Raw genomic sequence first — 18855 nt, forward strand, 5'->3', positions numbered from 1 at the left:
AGGGAGGCTTTACATATGAAAGATCCACGTATTGAAACTTTAGCACACAATTTAATTAACTACTCAATCCGCTTACAAAAAGGCGAAAAAGTATTGATTGAAAACTTTGGCTTGCAAAAAGAACTTGTAACTGCACTTGTAAAAGAAGCCTATGCAGCTGGTGGTTTCCCATTTGTTTCATTGAAAGATCATCAAGTCGATCGCTCATTATTAATGGGCGCTACTGAAGAACACTTCGAGCAAATCGCTGCATATGAAGCAAGCGTAATGAAAGATATGGACGCTTACATCGGTCTTCGCTCTGGCGATAACATTAACGAACAAGCCGACGTTCCAAGTGAACGCATGAAGATCCACGGTCAAACAGTTGGTAAAAAAGTTCATAGAGACATTCGTGTTCCAAAAACACGCTGGGTTGTTCTTCGCTACCCAAATGCATCTATGGCACAACTTGCAAAAATGAGCACAGAAGCATTCGAAGACTTCTACTTCGAAGTATGTAACTTGGATTATGGCAAAATGGATAAAGCAATGGATAACCTTGTTGAATTAATGAACAAAACAGATAAAGTTCGCCTTGCTGGTCCTGGAACTGACTTAACATTCTCCATTAAAGATATTCCAGCTATTAAATGCTCTGGTCATTTGAACATTCCAGACGGTGAAGTATACTCTGCACCAGTTCGCGATTCTGTTAACGGTACAGTTTCTTATAACACGCCATCACCTTACAACGGCTATACATTCGAAAACGTACAGCTTACATTTAAAAACGGTCAAATCGTTGAAGCAACTGCAAACGATACAGAACGCATTAACAAAATCTTCGATACAGATGAAGGTGCACGCTACGTTGGTGAATTTGCAATCGGCGTAAACCCATACATCTTACATCCAATGGGTGATATCCTATTTGATGAAAAAATCGACGGTAGCTTCCACTTTACACCTGGACAAGCTTATGACGATGCATGGAATGGCAACAACTCTAACATCCACTGGGATTTAGTATGCATCCAGCGCCCTGAATACGGCGGCGGTGAAATTTACTTCGACGACGTATTAATCCGTAAAGACGGTCGCTTCGTTGTACCTGAATTAGAAGCTTTAAATCCTGAGAACTTAAAATAAAACGTGAAGGAGCTCTCCTTTTGATGGGAGAGCTCTTTTGGTACGTCTCGTTTTGTCGGACGGTCAATATTATTTCTCCACTTCCTGTCCTTTGTTTCTGATTTGACGAGAATGGTAATAAAACAAAAGTACAACTGCTAAAATGCCTACACCTATCGACAAATACAACGGCCACTCCCAACGAACATACCCTCTAACGCAAACGACCAGTACCATCAATAATTCAAAACAAAATAACAGCCGAAAATGTTTCATTCCTCGTCCTCCATTATGCTTTTAGATCTATTTTCACATGTGGGTTCGCTTCTTGAATGAGTGACAACAACTTTTCTTTATCTGTTGGCATAGCAATCATATGGACTTTGTATCGGTTCGTTGTAATTTCGAGTGATTTTCCAACTTGACGCACCATTCTTATATCAGATAGTGTAACGTCTTCGTTCAATATGCCATATTTCAATACACCATTTTCGACTGTATGTTTCTTAATGAATACATCCCAAACAAGAGGGACATTTACAATGAGGCAAATTGCCATCCCAATCAGTGCTGATCCCCAGTTTCCATTGTCTATAATCAGCATTCCGCTTGGCCAAACAACCATAAGGATCAACATTGCACTTACAAAAATCATAATTGGTGTGCTTCTTTGGATAGGAAATTTCATACCATCACCTCTCACCTAAATTATACCATCATTTCCATTTTCCTTAACAAAAAAATAGAGATCATTCTCGATTTGAATGATCTCTATTCTTCACAAACCATACCTATAAAATTTCTTATCTACCTGCAGCACCGGAAAACTCCCTGGTAACTCTTCCACTTTCATACTCTGAAATCCATTTTTCTCATAAAAACGATGTGCCGCTAAAAACTGTACTGTTGTTCCTAAATAAATTCCTTCTAATTCTCTTTCTTTTGCCCAAGAGATAGCTGTTTGGAGTAACATGCTCGCGGTATTCCACACCTTGCCCCGAAATTCTTTTTTCACAAACATTTTCCTCAAGGCTACTTGTTGATTCCCAATATCTAATAAAGCTACAGTTCCAACTACTTTCCCATCATGTGTTGCTACCCAGAAACTTCCGTTATCTCTTTGGTAAAACTGCTCAATTTCTTGTAAATCTGGCTGTTCTTCCTTTGTAATTGGTACGTTATATTCTTTTTGCTGAATGTGAATAATTAAATCGACTACTTCAGATTGGTACTTACTTTCATATGACTGAATGTAAATCGTATCGCTCATCGAATCTCCTTCCATTCTGAAGCTAGTAAACTATACACAGCAAGATCATGGAAATGGTCATAAAGCCACTCTTCATCACGCATAACTCCATCTAACTTAAAGCCAAGTCGCTCCGGAATCGCCCGGCTTTTCTGATTCTCTACCCCACAACGGATTTCTATCTTATTCAATTTTAGTTCTTCAAACGCATAGCGAAGCACCGCTTTTACACTCCTTGTCATAATTCCTTTTCCACCTGCTTCTTCTGCAAGGTAGTATCCAAGACTTGTTGCTTTCTTAGCCCAGTTCACCTCGTGAATACCGACCATTCCAACGAGCTTTCCTTTATAACGTATACCTGTTTCAAAACCGTTTCCATCCGCATATTTCTTTAGCCACATCGGAAGAATTTCGTCATATGCATCAGCAGATTTTGTCCCATCTACCCATGGAAGCCATTTTCTTAAATGCTCCCTGTTTTGATCTACTAATTGATACAATTCTTCTTTATGATGTTTTTCTAACAATTGAAGTTTGATTTCATCATCGACTCGAAGTGTAAACATTGCTCTATCCCCTCTAACACTTTTTCTTATTATTCTAACATTTCTAATTATAAAATGTTAAGGGTTATATATTCACACTTTCTTTTTTGGATTTTATAGCAAGAAAGCCGAAAGAATATAGAACACCTGTAATGACTAAAATCATCCCTAAACATTGCGAGATTGTGATACTCACTCCTTCTACAAAAGAAACAAGCATTGTAACAACGGGAACTAAGTTAAAGAACAAAGAGGTTTTTGCTGCCCCAATTTGCGCGATTCCTTTATTCCACCAAAGATAACCAAGCACGCTTATTCCAATTGCCATAAATAAAATAGATAACCATGCTAATAGAGGAATTTCTGGAATCGCTACTACACTCTGTTGCATAAAGGACACAATGATGAAAGCAAGCGCTCCAACAGTCATTGTATATGTCGTTGTTTGTCTTGGACTACCAACTTTAATAAATTTTTTACCTAGTACACCATATAGCGACCATTCTACAACAATTGACATAAAAAAGACGTGCAGCCACCGCTGCACGTCTTCGCTTTATTACTTCTCCGCAACTTGCACTTCTTTCACGTAAGCCGCTTCGAATTTTTGAATATCACCTGCGCCCATGAAAATAAGAACGCCGTTTTTATGTTTCTTTAATACATTCGTTGTTGTATCGGTAATCAATTCTGCACCATCAATACGCTTTTGCAGATCTTGAATTGTTAAGTCACCTTTGTTTTCACGTGCTGATCCGAAAATATCACATAGGTATACTTGATCAGCCTTGCTTAGGCTTTCCGCGAACTCATCTAAGAACTTTTCAGTACGTGAGAATGTGTGTGGCTGGAATACAGCGACAATTTCACGCTCTGGATGCTTTTGACGAGCAGCTTCAATCGTTGCGTTAATTTCTGTCGGATGGTGTGCATAATCATCGATGATGACCTGTTCTCCCATCGGTTTTTCATTAAAGCGACGTTTTACGCCTCCAAACGTTGTTAATTGATGTTTTACTGCTTCTACATCAACATTTTCATAGTGACAAAGCGCGATAACTGCTAATGCATTTAATACGCTGTGATTGCCGTAACCTGTAATTTTGAATGTTTCATAATACGTATTACGAACGAACACATCAAATACAGTACCATCTGTTCTCTTTTGGATGTTACGTGCTTGGAAATCATTATCTTCACCAAATCCATAGAAAATAACAGGTACTTTCGCTTGAATTTTTTGCAGTTCTTCATCATCACCACATGCAATAATTCCTTTTTTCACTTGAAGTGCCATCTCTTGGAATGCACTAAATACATCATTAATGTCTGTAAAGTAATCCGGATGGTCAAAATCAATATTTGTCATAATTGCATAGTCTGGATAGTAAGACAAGAAATGACGACGGTACTCACATGCCTCAAACACAAAATACTTACTATTTTCTACCCCATGCCCTGTTCCATCTCCAATAAGGTAAGACGTTGGGTGTGCACCTTGCATTACATGGGCTAACAAGCCGGTTGTTGATGTTTTTCCATGTGCACCTGTTACAGCAACACTTGTATACTTACTCATAAGATTCCCTAAAAAATGATGGTAACGGTGTACTGGGATATTTAACTCTTTCGCTGCTACAATCTCTTCATGCGTATCAGGGAACGCATTTCCTGCGATAATCACTTGTCCTTCTTTTACATTATTTTTATCAAAAGGAAGGATGGAGATACCACGCTTTTCCAAAGCTACTTGTGTAAAGAAACGTTTTTCAAAATCAGAACCTTGAACAGTATGCTTCATGTCATGAAGAATTTGTGCTAATGAACTCATTCCTGTTCCTTTAATTCCTACAAAATGGTAAACTGTCATCTTAAAGAACCTCCAACATTTCGAACTAATACAACGGCCTATCTATAAGACAGTATATGAATCTTTTCTTATTTTGGTAATCATCATACATTCTCGATACAGCGGAACTTTCATTAGCTCTCACCAATCGGGATAAACACGTACGTACTTCTTATATGTCCATAACAAACTTATTATAGCAAAAAACAATCCGTTATACTATGATAACAGAAAAACTGATAGGGTCAATTCCCTATCAGTTTTTCCCCTTCTTACATATCTTCTCTTTTTTCTAATTGAACACGCTCTAAACGTGGGTTTGGACGATATTTACGTCCAGCTTTCGCTTCTGGTTTTCCATTTAATTCTACATTATCACCTGTAAAACCAATGTTCATTTTTAATAAACTGCTGCCCACTCCGTATAGATCTACAGGAACATTTTGCGCTTCAAATTCATGAATACGTTTTTCATCAAATCCACCAGTTACAACAATATTTACATGCTGGAACCCTTCTTCATCAAGCGCTTTACGGAGCGCGAAAACAAGGGATGGATTTACACCACGAGGGTCAAATGTGCCAAGTACTTCTGGATGACGAATGAAATACTGATCAATCATTGTACGTGATGTATCAATGCGTACACCTTTTAATTCTGAGCCGAATTCACGTGCAACACGAAGACCATCTGTAATCACATCATTATTGTAGTCAATCAGTACAACTAAATCATCCTCTGGAAACTTTTTATAGTACGCTTTTGCAGCTTCTACAACATCTCCATTAAACATTTGAATCAATGCGTGAGGCATTGTCCCCATTCCACTCTTGCCCCACCATTCATTCATTGCATGCGTTGCTTGTGCACTCATACCACCAATATACGCCGCATATCCATCACCAGCTTGCTGTGTATAATGATCATCACGGTCTCCCATGAAAATAACCGGTTTTTCTTTTTCACCGCTGCGAGCAGCTTGTACAACATTATATACATTTGTTGCAACAGATGTACGACGAGCTAAAATCCCATCGATTACACCTTCTAAAAACCCGAAATATTCATAAGGTCCAGAAATTGTTAAAACTGTTTCAAATGGATTAATATTGTCCCCATCTTTTAAAGAATGGATTTCAAGCTCTTCCGGATGTTCAGCAAATGTTTGTAACAATGCTAATACTTCATCTGTTCCGCAAAGTATCGCATGTTCCTTTTGGAAAAATTGCATTGTCACAACACTTTTCGGGCGAAATTCTTGAATAATGTCACGAGTTTTTAAAAAGTAAACGGCAGAGAACCAACCTTCCCCAACTCGTTCATCAAATTTAAATGTTTTATTTGTTAGTCGATTGATTTCACCTTTTAATTTTAATTCAATTTCTTTCATGTCGTTTACTCCCTACTTTACTATCCAACATTTTCTCTTAGTATACAGCAAAACCGCTTCCTATACATTCGTTTCCTGCATAGCAGCAAATTCATCCTCTGAAATAAGGACATCTCTCGGTTTTGTTCCCCGTGCTTCAGATATAATTCCTTGTGCTTCCATCTCTTCAATAAGACGTGCCGCACGATTATAACCGATGCGGAATTTTCTCTGTACAGAAGATGTGGACGCTCCCCCTTGTTCTACAACAAATTGACATGCATCAAAAAACAGTTCATCTTCGGCTTCATGTTGTTCTGTTTTCGCCAATAAATCCTCTTGCTTAAATAAATAGTTCGACTTCATTTGCTTTTTCACATGTTCAACTGTTTTTTCAATTTCATCATCCGATACGTATACCCCTTGTACACGGACGGGTTTTGACGTACCGTTTCCTAAAAATAGCATATCACCGCGACCAAGTAATTTTTCCGCTCCTCCAATATCAATGATTGTACGTGAATCTACTTGAGATGATACTGTAAACGCAATACGCGTTGGAATGTTTGATTTAATCAATCCTGTAATAACATCCACAGACGGACGCTGCGTTGCAACTAATAAGTGAATACCACAAGCACGTGCTTTTTGTGCAATGCGGCAAATTGCTTCCTCTACATCACCAGGAGCAACCATCATTAAATCGGCTAACTCATCAATTACAATAACAATGTACGGCAATGCTTCACCTGGGATTTCTCGGCTACTTACGATGGTATTATAACGGGTTAAATCACGTGCACCAACATGCGCAAACAATTCATAACGGCGTTCCATCTCTTCTACAGCCCATTTTAACGCTGCTGTAGCTGCTTTCACATCTGTAATAACAGGTGCTACAAGATGGGGAATAGAATTATATGGTGCAAGCTCAACCATTTTCGGATCAATCAACATCAGCTTCACTTCATGTGGTTTCGCTTTATATAAAATACTTGTTAAAATCGCGTTAATACAGACACTTTTCCCTGAACCAGTCGCACCAGCGATCAGTCCATGCGGCATCTTCCTTATATCCGTTACAATTGGAGCACCAGAAATATCAAGTCCAAGCGCAACAGTAAGCGGTGATTCACTTTTCGTGAACACAGGACTTCTCAAAATTTCTCGCAGGAATACAGGCTTACTTTCTTTATTCGGAACCTCAATTCCGATGGCACTCTTCCCTGGAATCGGTGCTTCAATTCGAATATCTTTTGCAGCTAAACTCAGCTTAATATCATCACTTAAATTTGTGATTTTATTTACTTTCACACCCGGATCAGGTTGTACTTCGAAGCGCGTTACAGCTGGTCCTTGTGAAACATTGATAACATGAGCCCCAACATGAAAATTATTAAACGTCGTATCTAATAATTCTTTCTGTTCTTCTAACCATTCCGTATTATCTAATGTCGACTGACTTGGAATCGTCAATAGTGTTAATGGTGGCATAGCATATTCAGGCGGTGTTTGCAGTACATTACGCATATCATTCTCTCTTCGCGCTATAACGTATGCTTTCTCTTGTACTCCTGCACTTGCAACAGGTGCCTTCGTTTCCGTTTGTTGAACTGGCTCCTCTGTTACTTGATCTTCCACTGCCACTCGTTCTACTGGTTTCTCTTCTTCTTGAGTTCCCACCACTACTTGCTGTGCTGGTCTCTCTTCTTCTTGAGTTCCCACCACTACTTGTTCTACTGGTTTCTCTTCCACTTGAGTTTCCACTATAACTTGCTGTGCAGTTTGCGCTTTTCCTTGTGGTGCTTCTTCCACTTGTTGTACAGGCTGCTTGTGCACCTTTACTGATTCTTCAGCTTGTTTTATAGGAGTCTGCGGCGTTTTCATTCCTGCCACATGTCTCTCTATTAACTTTCTTCTATCTTGTTTTAACATCACAACATTAAACGGCACATGACGCTTTTTCTCACGTTTCGGTTCTTCTTTTTGCTTAACAGGCTGTTCCACAGCAACTTCTTGCTTTTCTTCTGCCTCTTCGATTAATACATTTGCAAAGTTTTGAACTGCTTCCTTCGTGTGCTCGTCTGCTGCTGAAGATGTTTCTGAAACATTGTTTTCCGCTTTAGAAACCAAATTCTCTTGTTCTGTCGTTTTTTCAACTACTACTTGAGCCGTTTCTTCTGCAGACTCTTTCGCTGTTTCGGCAATTTTTGCTTCTTCAAATGTTTCTGCTACCAGCGTTTCTTCGGGTTCCTCCACTGCTTCAACTTCCCGCGTTGATTCTTCAGCTTCTTCCACCGCTCCAACTTCCCGCGTTGGTTCTTCAGCTTCTTCCACCGCTCCAACTTCCCGCGTTGGTTCTTCAGCTTCTTCCACTTCTCCAACTTCCCGCGTTGATTCTTCAGCTTCTTCCACTTCTCCAACTTCCCGCGTTGATTCTTCAGCTTCTTCCACTTCTTCAACTTCCCGCGTTGGTTCTTCAGCTTCTTCCACCGCTCCAACTTCCAGCGTTGGTTCTTTAGCTTCTTCCACTTCCCGCGTTGGTTCTTCAGCTTCTTCCACTTCTCCAACTTCCAGCGTTGGTTCTTCAGCTTCTTCCACTTCTCCAACTTCCAGCGTTGGTTCTTCAGCTTCTTCCACTTCTCCAACTTCCAGCGTTGGTTCTTCAGCTTCTTCCACTTCTTCAACTTCCCGCGTTGGTTCTTCAGCTTCTTCCACTTCTTCAACTTCCCGCGTTGGTTCTTCAGCTTCTTCCACTTCTTCAACTTCCCGCGTTGGTTCTTCAGCTTCTTCCACTTCTTCAACAATATTTTCTTCTAAAATAGTTTTCTCCACTAGCTGTTCTTCTTCTATTTCTTTCTTATATTCATTTTCTTCCGTTGACGTTGTATCCATATTCTCTACAGTAGAATCTAGCAACTCATCTTGCAAGATTTCTTCCTTCGCTTCGTTATCATATTGTGATAACGCCACTACATCTAGTTCTTGCTCAAATACCTGTACGATTTCAACAGTATGCTCTTCTTTCTTATTATCCTGTCCAACTGATTTATGTAAAAAGTTATCAGTTGCAAATGGAAGAGAGTCTGAAATGGCATCTACCTTTTCTTGCCCCTCTAACGAAGTGAATGAACGCTCAGAATCGTAACCGTTTTTCTCTAGCCACTGATCAACAACTGATTTTTCCTCTTTTGGGCTTTCTTGTTGTCCAGTATGCTCCAGATTTTTCTCCTGCTTCTTAGAAGGAATAAAGGATTCGTCTGAGAAATTCGAAAGAGAGTATCCTTTTTTCTCCAACCAAGCATCGACGACAGATTTTCCTTCAAAGGATATTTCAAGATCTTCCTGCCCTTTTTCTTCCGTCTTAACTTCTTGTTTCTCTCTCGAAGGACGTTTATATCCAAAGATAGGCGAAATCATTTCTGTCGGGCGAAATGGTCTTCGATGGCTTTCTTGTACTGGCACAGATTTTTTTGGCAAGATAGGCTCTGGCTCAATTTCTTGTTGGGCTTGTGGCGGGGCAAATGTATGAACTGGTTCTTCTACATATCTTGGCCTGCGTCTCTCCATGTTCGTTACCCTTGGCAGAGGTTGCTGCTCAAAATGTGTTGATTCTTCCACATTCTCCTCATCAAATCCATCATCAGGTATTAACGGAAATCGGCATTTCACACCTAAATTCCGACTAGCCATTTGTGCTTCTCTTGCTTCAGTGTAGTGGTTTACACGAGGAGTTTTCGGCTTACTTTCAGTGTTCTTCGGTACTGCTTTATTTATCGCTGCTTTTTCTTCCTGATGTTCCTCTTTGTTAAACAGCTTTTTCATCCAATCTAACATGTTTACCACTCTTTCTACTAAATAGTAACATCCTTTATTGTATCAGCATTCGGCAAAAAGTGCAGGTAAAATTACGCTCTTGTATTTTGTCTACCATATTCAAATTTTCAGTAAGCACAATAGATTCTCAACATACAAGTCGCTGCTATGAACACAAAAGAGGGCCTACTCTCTCCTTCTCCCTTTGTTTTAAACCCGGCACGGGGCTCAAAAAGGACCTGACCGCTTCTATACATGGCCGGTCCCCCCTCTCCCACCCAAAAAGAAAGGTTTTCACTTGTATTTATACATAAAAAAACAGCCTCCTATATAAGACTGCCGTTTAAGCTTTACTCTTCCGATATTCTTCTACACTCTCGGTTACACTTTGCAGTAAAGAGTCTAAATATTGTGTGTCTGATAGTCTCTGATCTTCTTCAGGATTCGACATAAATCCAAGCTCAAGTAAAATACCTGGAATTTTCGACCAATTAAATCCAGAAAGATCATCTCGAAACTTGATTCCATTTACTTTTACCTGGCTGTTTTCTTTCATTTTCTTTACGATTATTTGAGAAACTTGTAAACTTTCTGCATAGATTCCTTTTGTATATGTATTTCCTTCCGCTGGCGTCAACACAGCAAACCCTTTTTGTGCTCGATTTTCTGAACCATCCGCATGAAGGCGTAAAAATAAATCTGCTTGATGCTCATTCGCAAATGTCGCTCGCTCCTTATTACTTATATCAACATCATGTGTTGTTCTTGTCATAAGTACTTGCATACCTTTTGCTTCGAGCTTCTCTTTCAATATGACAGCAGCTTCTAATACAAGAACAGATTCTCTTTTTTTCGTCACAACACCTGTCGTTCCATCAGTCACTTTATACTTTTGCTCAGTTGCCCCCGGGCCAATTGGTTCTAAATTTAAATTTGCTTTCTCTTGATGCCCTGGATCAATTACAACAAGAAATTTTGATTGTTTTTGCTCAGCATTTGCTTTTACCTCAAGGGTTTTGGCCGATTCCTCATCCTGTGGTACTTGCTCCACCTTTAGCTCTTGTTTTTCATCTTGCTCCACGGATGGTTCTTGTTCAATTTTTTTCTCTTGTTCTCCATTTTGTTCCACTGGTAATTCAGCTTCTATTTTCTTCTCTTTTTCCGCTTGCTTCTCTGGTGGCGTTTCTTTCGTTTGTTCTACAACCTTTTTATTCTCTTCTTGCACAGTAGATGGTATTTTCTTCTCTTGTTCCTTCGAGCACGCTTCCATATATATTCCAAGTAATACAACTGCACACATCATTTTTATATATTTCATAGCTTCCTCCTCCCATCTACTTTGCGCATACTCTATTTATATATCCATTTTGGTTTCCAAGTGTATAAGTCGCTGCTATGAAAAACAAAAGGTGACCTGTACTCGTTCTCTCTTTTTGTTTTCACTTGGCATGGGGCTGAAAGAGGGACTGACCGCTTCTATGCATGGCCAGATGCTCTCTCCCACCTAAAGATTAGGCTTTATGTCGGGTTTTCAATTTGCATTTATATAAAAACACCCTAAATTTCTTTTAACTGTTTCATAATCTCATCTATACTACGTGCTATACAAACTGGTTCCCATATTTCCGATCCTTGTTCAGCTGTGTAGATCGGATGGAGTGGATTATCTATATCAACAAAGATAGGATCACCCATATCTGTATCATATCCAATAACAATCCAACTCTCTTGCCAATCTCCCTTTTTCCCACTCATGAGTGAATTTTTGTTTTTATCATATCGATATCCAATTTGTCCCTTTTCCAATTCATTTTCATGCAATAAATATATTTCAAATGATTGTAATTCAATATCATGTTTCTTCGAAGTTTCGATAAGCCCCAGAAGCTCTTTCACTTTTGGAAATTGTCTCATATGTTCCTATCTCCTTCTATATAACTCCATTTTAATTTTTCAACATATAAGTCGCTGCTATGAAAAAACAAAGGTGACCTGTACTCGTTCTCTCTTTTTGTTTTCACTTGACATGGGACAAGAAAAGGGGCTGCCCGCTTCTATGCATGGCTGGATGCTCTTTCCCACCCTAAAAGAAAGGTTTTATGTCGGGTTTTCAATTTGCATTTATATATTTTTCTAAATTTTAACTAATTTGTTTTTGAAATACAATATAGATTTTGAGAAAAGCGTTACAATATAAAGACATGTAAATAAAAAAATAGCCTCATTTTATCATGAGACTATTTTTTCTATATAATTCTATTTTAATTTTCCGGCATATCGTTCGCTGCTACGAAGAACAAAAGATGATCGCTACTTGTTTTTTCCCTTTGTTTTCACTTGGCATGGGGCAGGAAAAGGATCTGACCACTTCTATGCATGGCCGGATGCTCTCTCCCACCTAAAGATTGGGTTTTATGTCGGGTTTTCAATTTGTAATTATATATCAATTAAAATTTGAACTCTTGTCCAACCTCATAGCTGTCTTCTAATACAAGAATACCTTTTTCCTGAGGAGCATCCGGAAGCTCTAATTCACGTGCAGAACAAATCATTCCAGAAGATGGAACGCCGCGAAGCTCAGCTGGTTTAATTAACATACCACTTGGCATTACAGCACCGATTTTTGCGACAACAACTTTTTGTCCTGCATCAACGTTTGGTGCACCACATACGATTTGTAGTGTATCTGTACCGATTTCTACTTTACAAATGTTTAGTTTATCTGCATTTGGATGCTTTTCTTTTTCAGCTACGTAGCCAACGACGAATTTCGGCGTGAGGTCTGCTTCTACTTTTTCTTCAAAGCCATTCTTTGCTAAAATGTCATTGATTTTTTCAACAAGCTCTTTTGTTAAAGTAATGTTTCCTGTTTCCTTTACTTCTACATAAGAAGACGCATTAAAGATGTTGAATCCTCCTGTTACGTTGCTTTCACGATCATAAACGCGTGCAACATCTCCTTTGCGGTCAAATGTACGGTTTTCTAATGTGATATCTTGTAAGGCAACGATTAATGTGTCGCCAATTCCTTCAAGGTTGTAAAAAACGTTCACTTTGTTCATCCTTTCTCTTTTCCATTTGTCTTCTTCCGATTCTTCGCTAAAATAAAGATTGGCTCAAAATCCCCATCTTCATATACGAATGAAAGTGATGTAATCGGAACATGACCTTCGGCAAAAAACTTCATTGTCATTTGTGCAATAATATCATAACCGATTTCGTTCACGATATCAGCAATAATTAATACATCTTGGTGCGGAACAGCTACAACCATGTCACCTGAAATCTTTTCACGCATCGATTGTAATAATGATTCATTCAAAATACGACTCGCATCATAGCCATCATTTGTGTTTAAGAAATAAAATGTATTCCCCGCCACTTCATCTTGTTTAAATGAATGACTTAAGGAACGTACATTAAACAATGCCATTTCACGTACTTGCTGCTCTGTAAGTCCTATTTTTTGTAACAAACGTTCATCAATTAATCGATATGTTTTATTGGAATCTAATGCATAATAAATGCGCGTTTCTGCTGTATGATCTGTCATTACGAAAGGATTTCCTTCTTCAGCTTGCTTTGGAAAAGAAGTGGATCGAATAACCGGTAAAATTTTTGCCGCGCCGCTTTCTTCTTTATGCATCGCAAGTAGCGCCTCTTGTACGTAATACACAACATCTTCAATCGCTGCTTCCTTCTTCACTTCCCATTTCGCTACAACTCCTGGAAGTGAAACATTAATTCCCTTTTTCGTATCTTTTTGTTCAATACGGAGCGTATCCTTCTCGCTATCATAATGAAATTCCCACTCTGGACGAGCTAATCTAGTCATTAACTCATCTTTCATCTTTTTGCTTGTCATTCTCATTTCGTTTGCCCCCCTTCCAAAAAAATAACCTCCCCCGCGAAGGTAGAGGTTGTTTTTACAATTTAATTGGCGAGATCGCCTTATTTTAACCCTTCAATAAACGCTTCGATTTGTTCTTGTGTTTTACGATCTTTGTTTACATAGCGTCCAGTTTCTTCACCTTTATTGTACGCTACAAAGCTCGGAATGCCAAATACGTCTAATTTCACGCAAAGGTCAATAAATTCGTCACGATCTACATAGTAAAATGAGAAATCGCTATATTTTTCTTCTACTTCTGGCATAAATGGGTCAATAAAACGGCAGTCTGGGCACCATTCTGCTGAAAACATAAAAATGACGTTCTCTTCATTTTTTAATTCTTGAAATTGTTCCATGCTTTCTAATGATTTCATCTATATTTCCTCCTCTAACGAAGTGTATCTTTTCATCTCTAATCTTCTTTTATACTACCATACATCACGTATGGTGCAAGGTTTATGCTTGTTTTTCGTCATACTTATATTGCCCAATTAAGAGCTTTACAACATGTACAAATAATTGTGTACGATCCACATAATGATCTGTAAAGATTCCGATTGCGCCTTCATGGCTACGAATGTCTTTTCGTTTTACAAATGCCTCCATTACTTCACTTAACTCTTTTCCATCTTCAAGAGGAGAAAGAAAATCATCAGGAAGCATAATCCGTGCCCCACCTGCGACAAATACTTTCCCCGCGCTTGTCGCCAAAGCACCCCAATTGCACATAAACAAACCGTGCTCTGTTTTCATTACACCGCCTTCTAGTCCGATACCGATGTCAGCTTGTTTTTCTTCTAGTGCTCGCTTCGCTCTATTGATTGCGCCTTGCATCGTTTCCTCATCAGAAAATGGCTGTGCTGCAACTCCTGAAGGAACAGAAACTGAAGTAATACTTACCTCTTTCCATACTTCTTGTACGGCTCCTACTTTTGTTTGATTTTTTGAGCCAACTGCTACTTTCATATTGTTCACCTCTATATAAGTCATTGCTACAAAGAACAAAAGGTAATTGACACTCTTGTTCTTTCTTTGTTTTTAACTCTATATGGGATAGGGAAAATTCCAAACTTTTCTATACATGATCGGACGCTCTCTCCCATCTAAAAAGAGTGTTTTTATTTCTTTTCATATACGAAAAGAAAAGGCCGAATCCGGCCCTTTCTTTTAAGCATTGTTTTTAATTGTTTCTAATGTTGTTTTATCTGTTGCTTTCACAAGTTTTGTAATCAATTCTTTCGCTGCTGCATAATCATCAACATGTAAAATAGAAGCATGAGTATGAATGTAACGAGCGCAAACACCAATTACTGCTGACGGAATACCAGAGTTACTCGTATGTACACGACCTGCATCTGTACCACCTTGTGAAATAAAGTACTGGTACGGAATATTATGTGTTTCTGCTGTATCTAAAATAAATTCACGCATTCCTCTATGTGTTACCATTGTACGGTCATAAATGCGAAGAAGTGCTCCTTTTCCTAATTGACCGAACTGCGTTTTATCCCCAGATGCATCATTTGCTGGACTCGCATCAAGCGCATAGAAAATATCTGGTTGAATCATATTAGCTGCTGTTTGTGCGCCGCGAAGACCGACTTCTTCTTGTACAGTCGCACCAGAGTATAACGTGTTTGGTAATGTTTCATCTTTTAATTCTTTTAACAATTCAATCGCAAGACCACAGCCGTAGCGGTTATCCCAAGCTTTCGCCATAATTTTCTTTTCGTTTGCCATTGGTGTAAACGGACAAATCGGAACAATTTGTTGCCCTGGTTTCACACCAATTTCAAGCGCTTGTTCATAACTATCTGCACCTATATCAATTAACATATTTTTTATATCCATTGGTTTCGCACGTTGTGCATCACTTAATAAATGAGGTGGAATCGAACCAACAACCCCAACAACTGGGCCGTTTTTCGTCATAATTTGTACACGTTGTGCTAATAGCACTTGACTCCACCAGCCGCCTAGCGTTTGAAAACGAATCATCCCGTTTTTCGTAATTTGCGTAACCATAAAGCCAACTTCATCCATATGACCAGCTACAAGTACGCGTGGGCCATTTTCATCCCCTTTTTTCAGACCGAACACGCTACCTAAACCGTCTTGGACGATTTCATCTGCATATTTACTTAACTCCTCTTTCATAAAACGGCGCACATCATGCTCAAATCCTGATGTACCTTGTAATTCTGTTAACGTGCGAAATAATTCTAATGTCTCTTTATTCACGAAGTTCCCTTCTTTCAAACCTTAGTAGAATACCTCTTTTATTGTAACGAAATTTTCGAAATGTTTCTAGTTTCTTCTTTTTTCGTTAAAATTGCATTATAATTATCATCAATACACTACTTTATAGAATTGAGGTGAATATATGCGCTGGAAAGGTTTACTAGCTGGTGTTGGTGTTGGTTTTGCAGCTGGTTATCTTGTTGCAAACAAAGTTCAAGAACAATCCCATATTTCTTCAGAGAAAGCATTAAAAATGGTGAAACAAGCATTAAGTCATAAAGGCGAAATTACTGGCTCTTGGGTACATATGGTTCCAGAGACGTTTGAAAAATATGATGTCGCGTACGAAGTATACCGCGGCGGTCTTACAACAATTTTAAATGATATACAAGAACGATTTGAATTTTTAGTAGATGCAAAAACAGGTACCGTTTTAGAAGTAACGGCTGCTTAAAACAACTCAGAAAATCAAAAAGCATAAAGTGAAACTTTGATCAGTGGAGGGCTTCATTCCCACATTGATTATTCACTCCCGGCCAATTAGATTGTTACGGACAATAATACTCCGCTTGCATAACTTTGAGGTGAGGGCTACCACTCATGAGTAGTGAGATTAAAGTGTGCAGATGAATTTCTGCACACTTTTTCACATTCTTTCAATTATCATCGCTGTCGACATCCCATGTCCAATGCAAATTGTCAGTAGGCCGTACCTTCCCTGCCTCCGCTCCAATTCATGAAGAAGAGAAGTCATTAATTTCGCACCAGTTGCCCCAAGTGGATGACCTAGCGCAATCGCACCACCATTAACATTCACCTTTTGTAAATCCGCTTCCATTTCCTTTTGCCATGCTAAAACAACCGATGCAAATGCTTCATTGATTTCTACAACATCCATATCATGAATTGTTAAATTTGATTTTTGTAGCACTTTTTTTGTTGCAGGGATAACGCCATCAAGCATTGTTGTCGGGTCAGAACCAACAACCACTTGATTAACAATACGAGCACGTGCTTTACAACCTAGCTCTTTAGCCTTTTCACTATCCATCAGCAAGATTGCTGCAGCACCATCACTAATTTGACTTGCATTCCCTGCTGTAATCACTCCAGTTTCTTTAAACACTGTTTTTAAATTTGATAACGCTTCATAAGAAGTATCCCTTCTCGGACCTTCATCATTTTCAACTAATATTTCATTGCCTTCTTTATCTACACCACGCATTGGTACAATCTCTCGCTGAAAGTGTCCAGATTCAATAGCTTGAAGTGCACGTCTATGACTTTCTAGCGCGTAAGCATCTAACTGTTCACGTGTAATACCATATTTTTCTGCAATCATCTCAGCAGATACACCTTGATGCACAATTTGATACTTTTCGTGAAGACTACTCGGGATCGTCTGCTCATTTCCATCACTTAAAATGGGAACTTTTGTCATATGTTCAACACCAGCTGCAATCGTAATGTCCATATCCCCTGATTTAATTTCTTGCGCAGCAAAGTGAATAGCCTGTTGCCCTGAACCACAGAGCCTATTAATCGTTACTGCTGGAACCGTTATAGGAAAATCTGCTTCAAGTGCCGAAAGTCTTCCAATATTAAAACCTTGTTCGTTAATTGGCGTTACACACCCCATAACTATATCTTCTATAAGTCCTTTTTCTATATTCCCACGTTTTGTTACTTCACTCAGTGCAACTGCTGCAAGTTGTATAGGGTGAAGTAAACGAAATGCCCCATTTCTTTTACCAACTGGCGTACGTACAGCTTCAACAATAACAACGTCCCGCTTCATATTTTCTCGCCTACTTTCCCTTTTGAATAATCATAAAAACCTTTCCCAGTCTTTCTTCCAAGATGTCCTGCCTCTACAAGTTTCACAAGTGTTTGCGGCGCTCTAAACCTATCTCCAAATGCTTCCATTAGTCCTGTACTCGCAAATAGCATCGTGTCTAGCCCTACATAATCCGCTAATTCAAATGGTCCCATTGGATAGTTCAAACCAAGCTTAATTGCCTTATCAATCTCCTCTTTACTTGTAATTCCTTCTTCATACATACGCATGCACTCTAACATATGAATAGCAATTGCCCGCGACGTCACAAATCCTTGCATATCTTTCACAACAACCGTTTCTTTCCCAATTCCTTCTGAGACTGTTCTTACTGCTTGTATCGTACTTTCTGCCGTAACCACTCCTCGTACAATTTCAACGAGCTTCATAACAGGAGCAGGATTAAACCAATGCATCCCCACTACTTTTTCTGGACGACTTGTTACACTTGCAATTGCAGTTACACTTAATTCAGACGTATTCGTTGCTAGAATAGTCGATTGCGATGTATACAAATCTAACTTTTGAAAAATCTCCTTCTTTAACTGTAATATTTCTGGTACTGCTTCAATAACAAGCTCTACATTTTGGCAAGCTTCTTCCAATATAACTGTAGAAGTAATATGAGCTAGAATTCCATTTTTTCCTTCCTCTGTCATACGTCCTGCGTTCACGAAACGACCCAAGCTTTTGGTGATAGTTCCATAAGCTTTTTGTAAACTTTCTTCTGATATATCATACATTTTCACATGTTTATCGCCCATCGCTAACGCTTGGACAATGCCACTTCCCATAATTCCTGCACCAATTACTGCAATATTTTGAATCATTATTTTCCTCCTTTAATTATTTTCTTTTCATTTCCACAACATACATTTCAACAACGAATCAATACTTTCCGAAATAGTCTTGCATATTTACGAGAAATAAATGTCCTCTTGATTCT

General features: G+C 38.9%; 19 protein-coding genes. 2 read left to right on the top strand and 17 right to left on the bottom strand.

Features of this window, described 5'->3' with window-relative positions:
- Positions 1 to 15: 15 nt before the first annotated feature.
- Positions 16 to 1131: an aminopeptidase gene (locus tag ORL93_RS14710; protein ID WP_033796453.1), complete on the top strand. Its 1116-nt coding sequence runs from the start codon at positions 16 to 18 to the stop codon at positions 1129 to 1131.
- Between the two features lie 69 nt (positions 1132 to 1200).
- On the opposite strand, the gene ORL93_RS14715 is transcribed toward ORL93_RS14710, so the two are convergent.
- The 15 genes from ORL93_RS14715 to ORL93_RS14785 form a co-directional block, all read right to left on the bottom strand.
- A complete protein-coding gene (locus ORL93_RS14715; protein ID WP_018764520.1) occupies positions 1201 to 1386 on the bottom strand; it encodes a hypothetical protein in 186 nt (61 codons plus the stop codon).
- A 13-nt stretch (positions 1387 to 1399) separates the two neighbouring features.
- On the bottom strand, positions 1400 to 1798 hold the full coding sequence (locus ORL93_RS14720) for a PH domain-containing protein (RefSeq protein WP_033799127.1): 399 nt from the start codon (positions 1796 to 1798) through the stop codon (positions 1400 to 1402).
- 90 nt (positions 1799 to 1888) lie between these two features.
- Complete coding sequence (locus ORL93_RS14725; protein ID WP_018782796.1) at positions 1889 to 2380, bottom strand: GNAT family N-acetyltransferase; 492 nt, start codon at positions 2378 to 2380, stop codon at positions 1889 to 1891.
- Positions 2377 to 2925: a GNAT family N-acetyltransferase gene (locus ORL93_RS14730; RefSeq protein WP_006096098.1), complete on the bottom strand. Its 549-nt coding sequence runs from the start codon at positions 2923 to 2925 to the stop codon at positions 2377 to 2379. The genes ORL93_RS14725 and ORL93_RS14730 overlap by 4 nt, the downstream gene beginning before the upstream one ends.
- Positions 2926 to 2989: 64 nt before the next feature.
- Positions 2990 to 3424: a DMT family transporter gene (locus ORL93_RS14735; protein ID WP_098160169.1), complete on the bottom strand. Its 435-nt coding sequence runs from the start codon at positions 3422 to 3424 to the stop codon at positions 2990 to 2992.
- Positions 3425 to 3463: 39 nt separating this feature from the next.
- Positions 3464 to 4774: a UDP-N-acetylmuramate--L-alanine ligase gene (gene murC / locus ORL93_RS14740; protein WP_003201097.1), complete on the bottom strand. Its 1311-nt coding sequence runs from the start codon at positions 4772 to 4774 to the stop codon at positions 3464 to 3466.
- Between the two features lie 251 nt (positions 4775 to 5025).
- Positions 5026 to 6144, bottom strand: a complete 1119-nt coding sequence (locus ORL93_RS14745; protein WP_006096096.1) for a nicotinate phosphoribosyltransferase — start codon at positions 6142 to 6144, stop codon at positions 5026 to 5028.
- A gap of 60 nt (positions 6145 to 6204) precedes the next feature.
- Positions 6205 to 9960 (bottom strand): DNA translocase FtsK, encoded by a 3756-nt coding sequence (locus ORL93_RS14750; RefSeq protein ID WP_265959161.1) that lies wholly within the window; start codon positions 9958 to 9960, stop codon positions 6205 to 6207.
- 322 nt (positions 9961 to 10282) lie between these two features.
- Positions 10283 to 11257 (bottom strand): N-acetylmuramoyl-L-alanine amidase, encoded by a 975-nt coding sequence (locus tag ORL93_RS14755; protein ID WP_265959162.1) that lies wholly within the window; start codon positions 11255 to 11257, stop codon positions 10283 to 10285.
- 239 nt (positions 11258 to 11496) lie between these two features.
- Positions 11497 to 11853: a hypothetical protein gene (locus ORL93_RS14760; protein ID WP_003201263.1), complete on the bottom strand. Its 357-nt coding sequence runs from the start codon at positions 11851 to 11853 to the stop codon at positions 11497 to 11499.
- A 533-nt stretch (positions 11854 to 12386) separates the two neighbouring features.
- Complete coding sequence (gene ytpR / locus ORL93_RS14765) at positions 12387 to 13001, bottom strand: YtpR family tRNA-binding protein (RefSeq protein ID WP_018764527.1); 615 nt, start codon at positions 12999 to 13001, stop codon at positions 12387 to 12389.
- Positions 12998 to 13810 (bottom strand): DUF1444 domain-containing protein, encoded by an 813-nt coding sequence (locus tag ORL93_RS14770; protein WP_097795415.1) that lies wholly within the window; start codon positions 13808 to 13810, stop codon positions 12998 to 13000. Before ORL93_RS14770 ends, ytpR begins: the two co-directional genes overlap by 4 nt.
- 80 nt (positions 13811 to 13890) lie before the next feature.
- Positions 13891 to 14205: a thioredoxin family protein gene (locus ORL93_RS14775; protein ID WP_003201257.1), complete on the bottom strand. Its 315-nt coding sequence runs from the start codon at positions 14203 to 14205 to the stop codon at positions 13891 to 13893.
- 82 nt (positions 14206 to 14287) lie between these two features.
- Entirely contained in the window at positions 14288 to 14797 is a 510-nt protein-coding gene (locus ORL93_RS14780) for a DUF84 family protein (protein WP_003201255.1), read from the bottom strand.
- A gap of 201 nt (positions 14798 to 14998) precedes the next feature.
- Entirely contained in the window at positions 14999 to 16072 is a 1074-nt protein-coding gene (locus ORL93_RS14785; protein ID WP_016116681.1) for a M42 family metallopeptidase, read from the bottom strand.
- A gap of 142 nt (positions 16073 to 16214) precedes the next feature.
- Here ORL93_RS14785 and ORL93_RS14790 point away from each other — a divergent pair, with 142 nt between their 5' ends.
- Positions 16215 to 16526 carry a PepSY domain-containing protein gene (locus ORL93_RS14790; RefSeq protein ID WP_003201250.1) on the top strand — a complete coding sequence of 104 codons (312 nt, stop codon included), beginning with the start codon at positions 16215 to 16217 and terminating at the stop codon, positions 16524 to 16526.
- A 192-nt stretch (positions 16527 to 16718) separates the two neighbouring features.
- On the opposite strand, the gene ORL93_RS14795 is transcribed toward ORL93_RS14790, so the two are convergent.
- Together ORL93_RS14795 and ORL93_RS14800 are read right to left on the bottom strand one after the other, a co-directional pair.
- Entirely contained in the window at positions 16719 to 17870 is a 1152-nt protein-coding gene (locus ORL93_RS14795; RefSeq protein ID WP_265959163.1) for a thiolase family protein, read from the bottom strand.
- A complete protein-coding gene (locus ORL93_RS14800; RefSeq protein WP_265959164.1) occupies positions 17867 to 18739 on the bottom strand; it encodes a 3-hydroxyacyl-CoA dehydrogenase family protein in 873 nt (290 codons plus the stop codon). Before ORL93_RS14800 ends, ORL93_RS14795 begins: the two co-directional genes overlap by 4 nt.
- Between the last annotated feature and the right edge of the window lie 116 nt (positions 18740 to 18855).

It is taken from the genome of Bacillus sp. DHT2 (assembly GCF_026241455.1).
Classification (GTDB): domain Bacteria; phylum Bacillota; class Bacilli; order Bacillales; family Bacillaceae_G; genus Bacillus_A; species Bacillus_A pseudomycoides.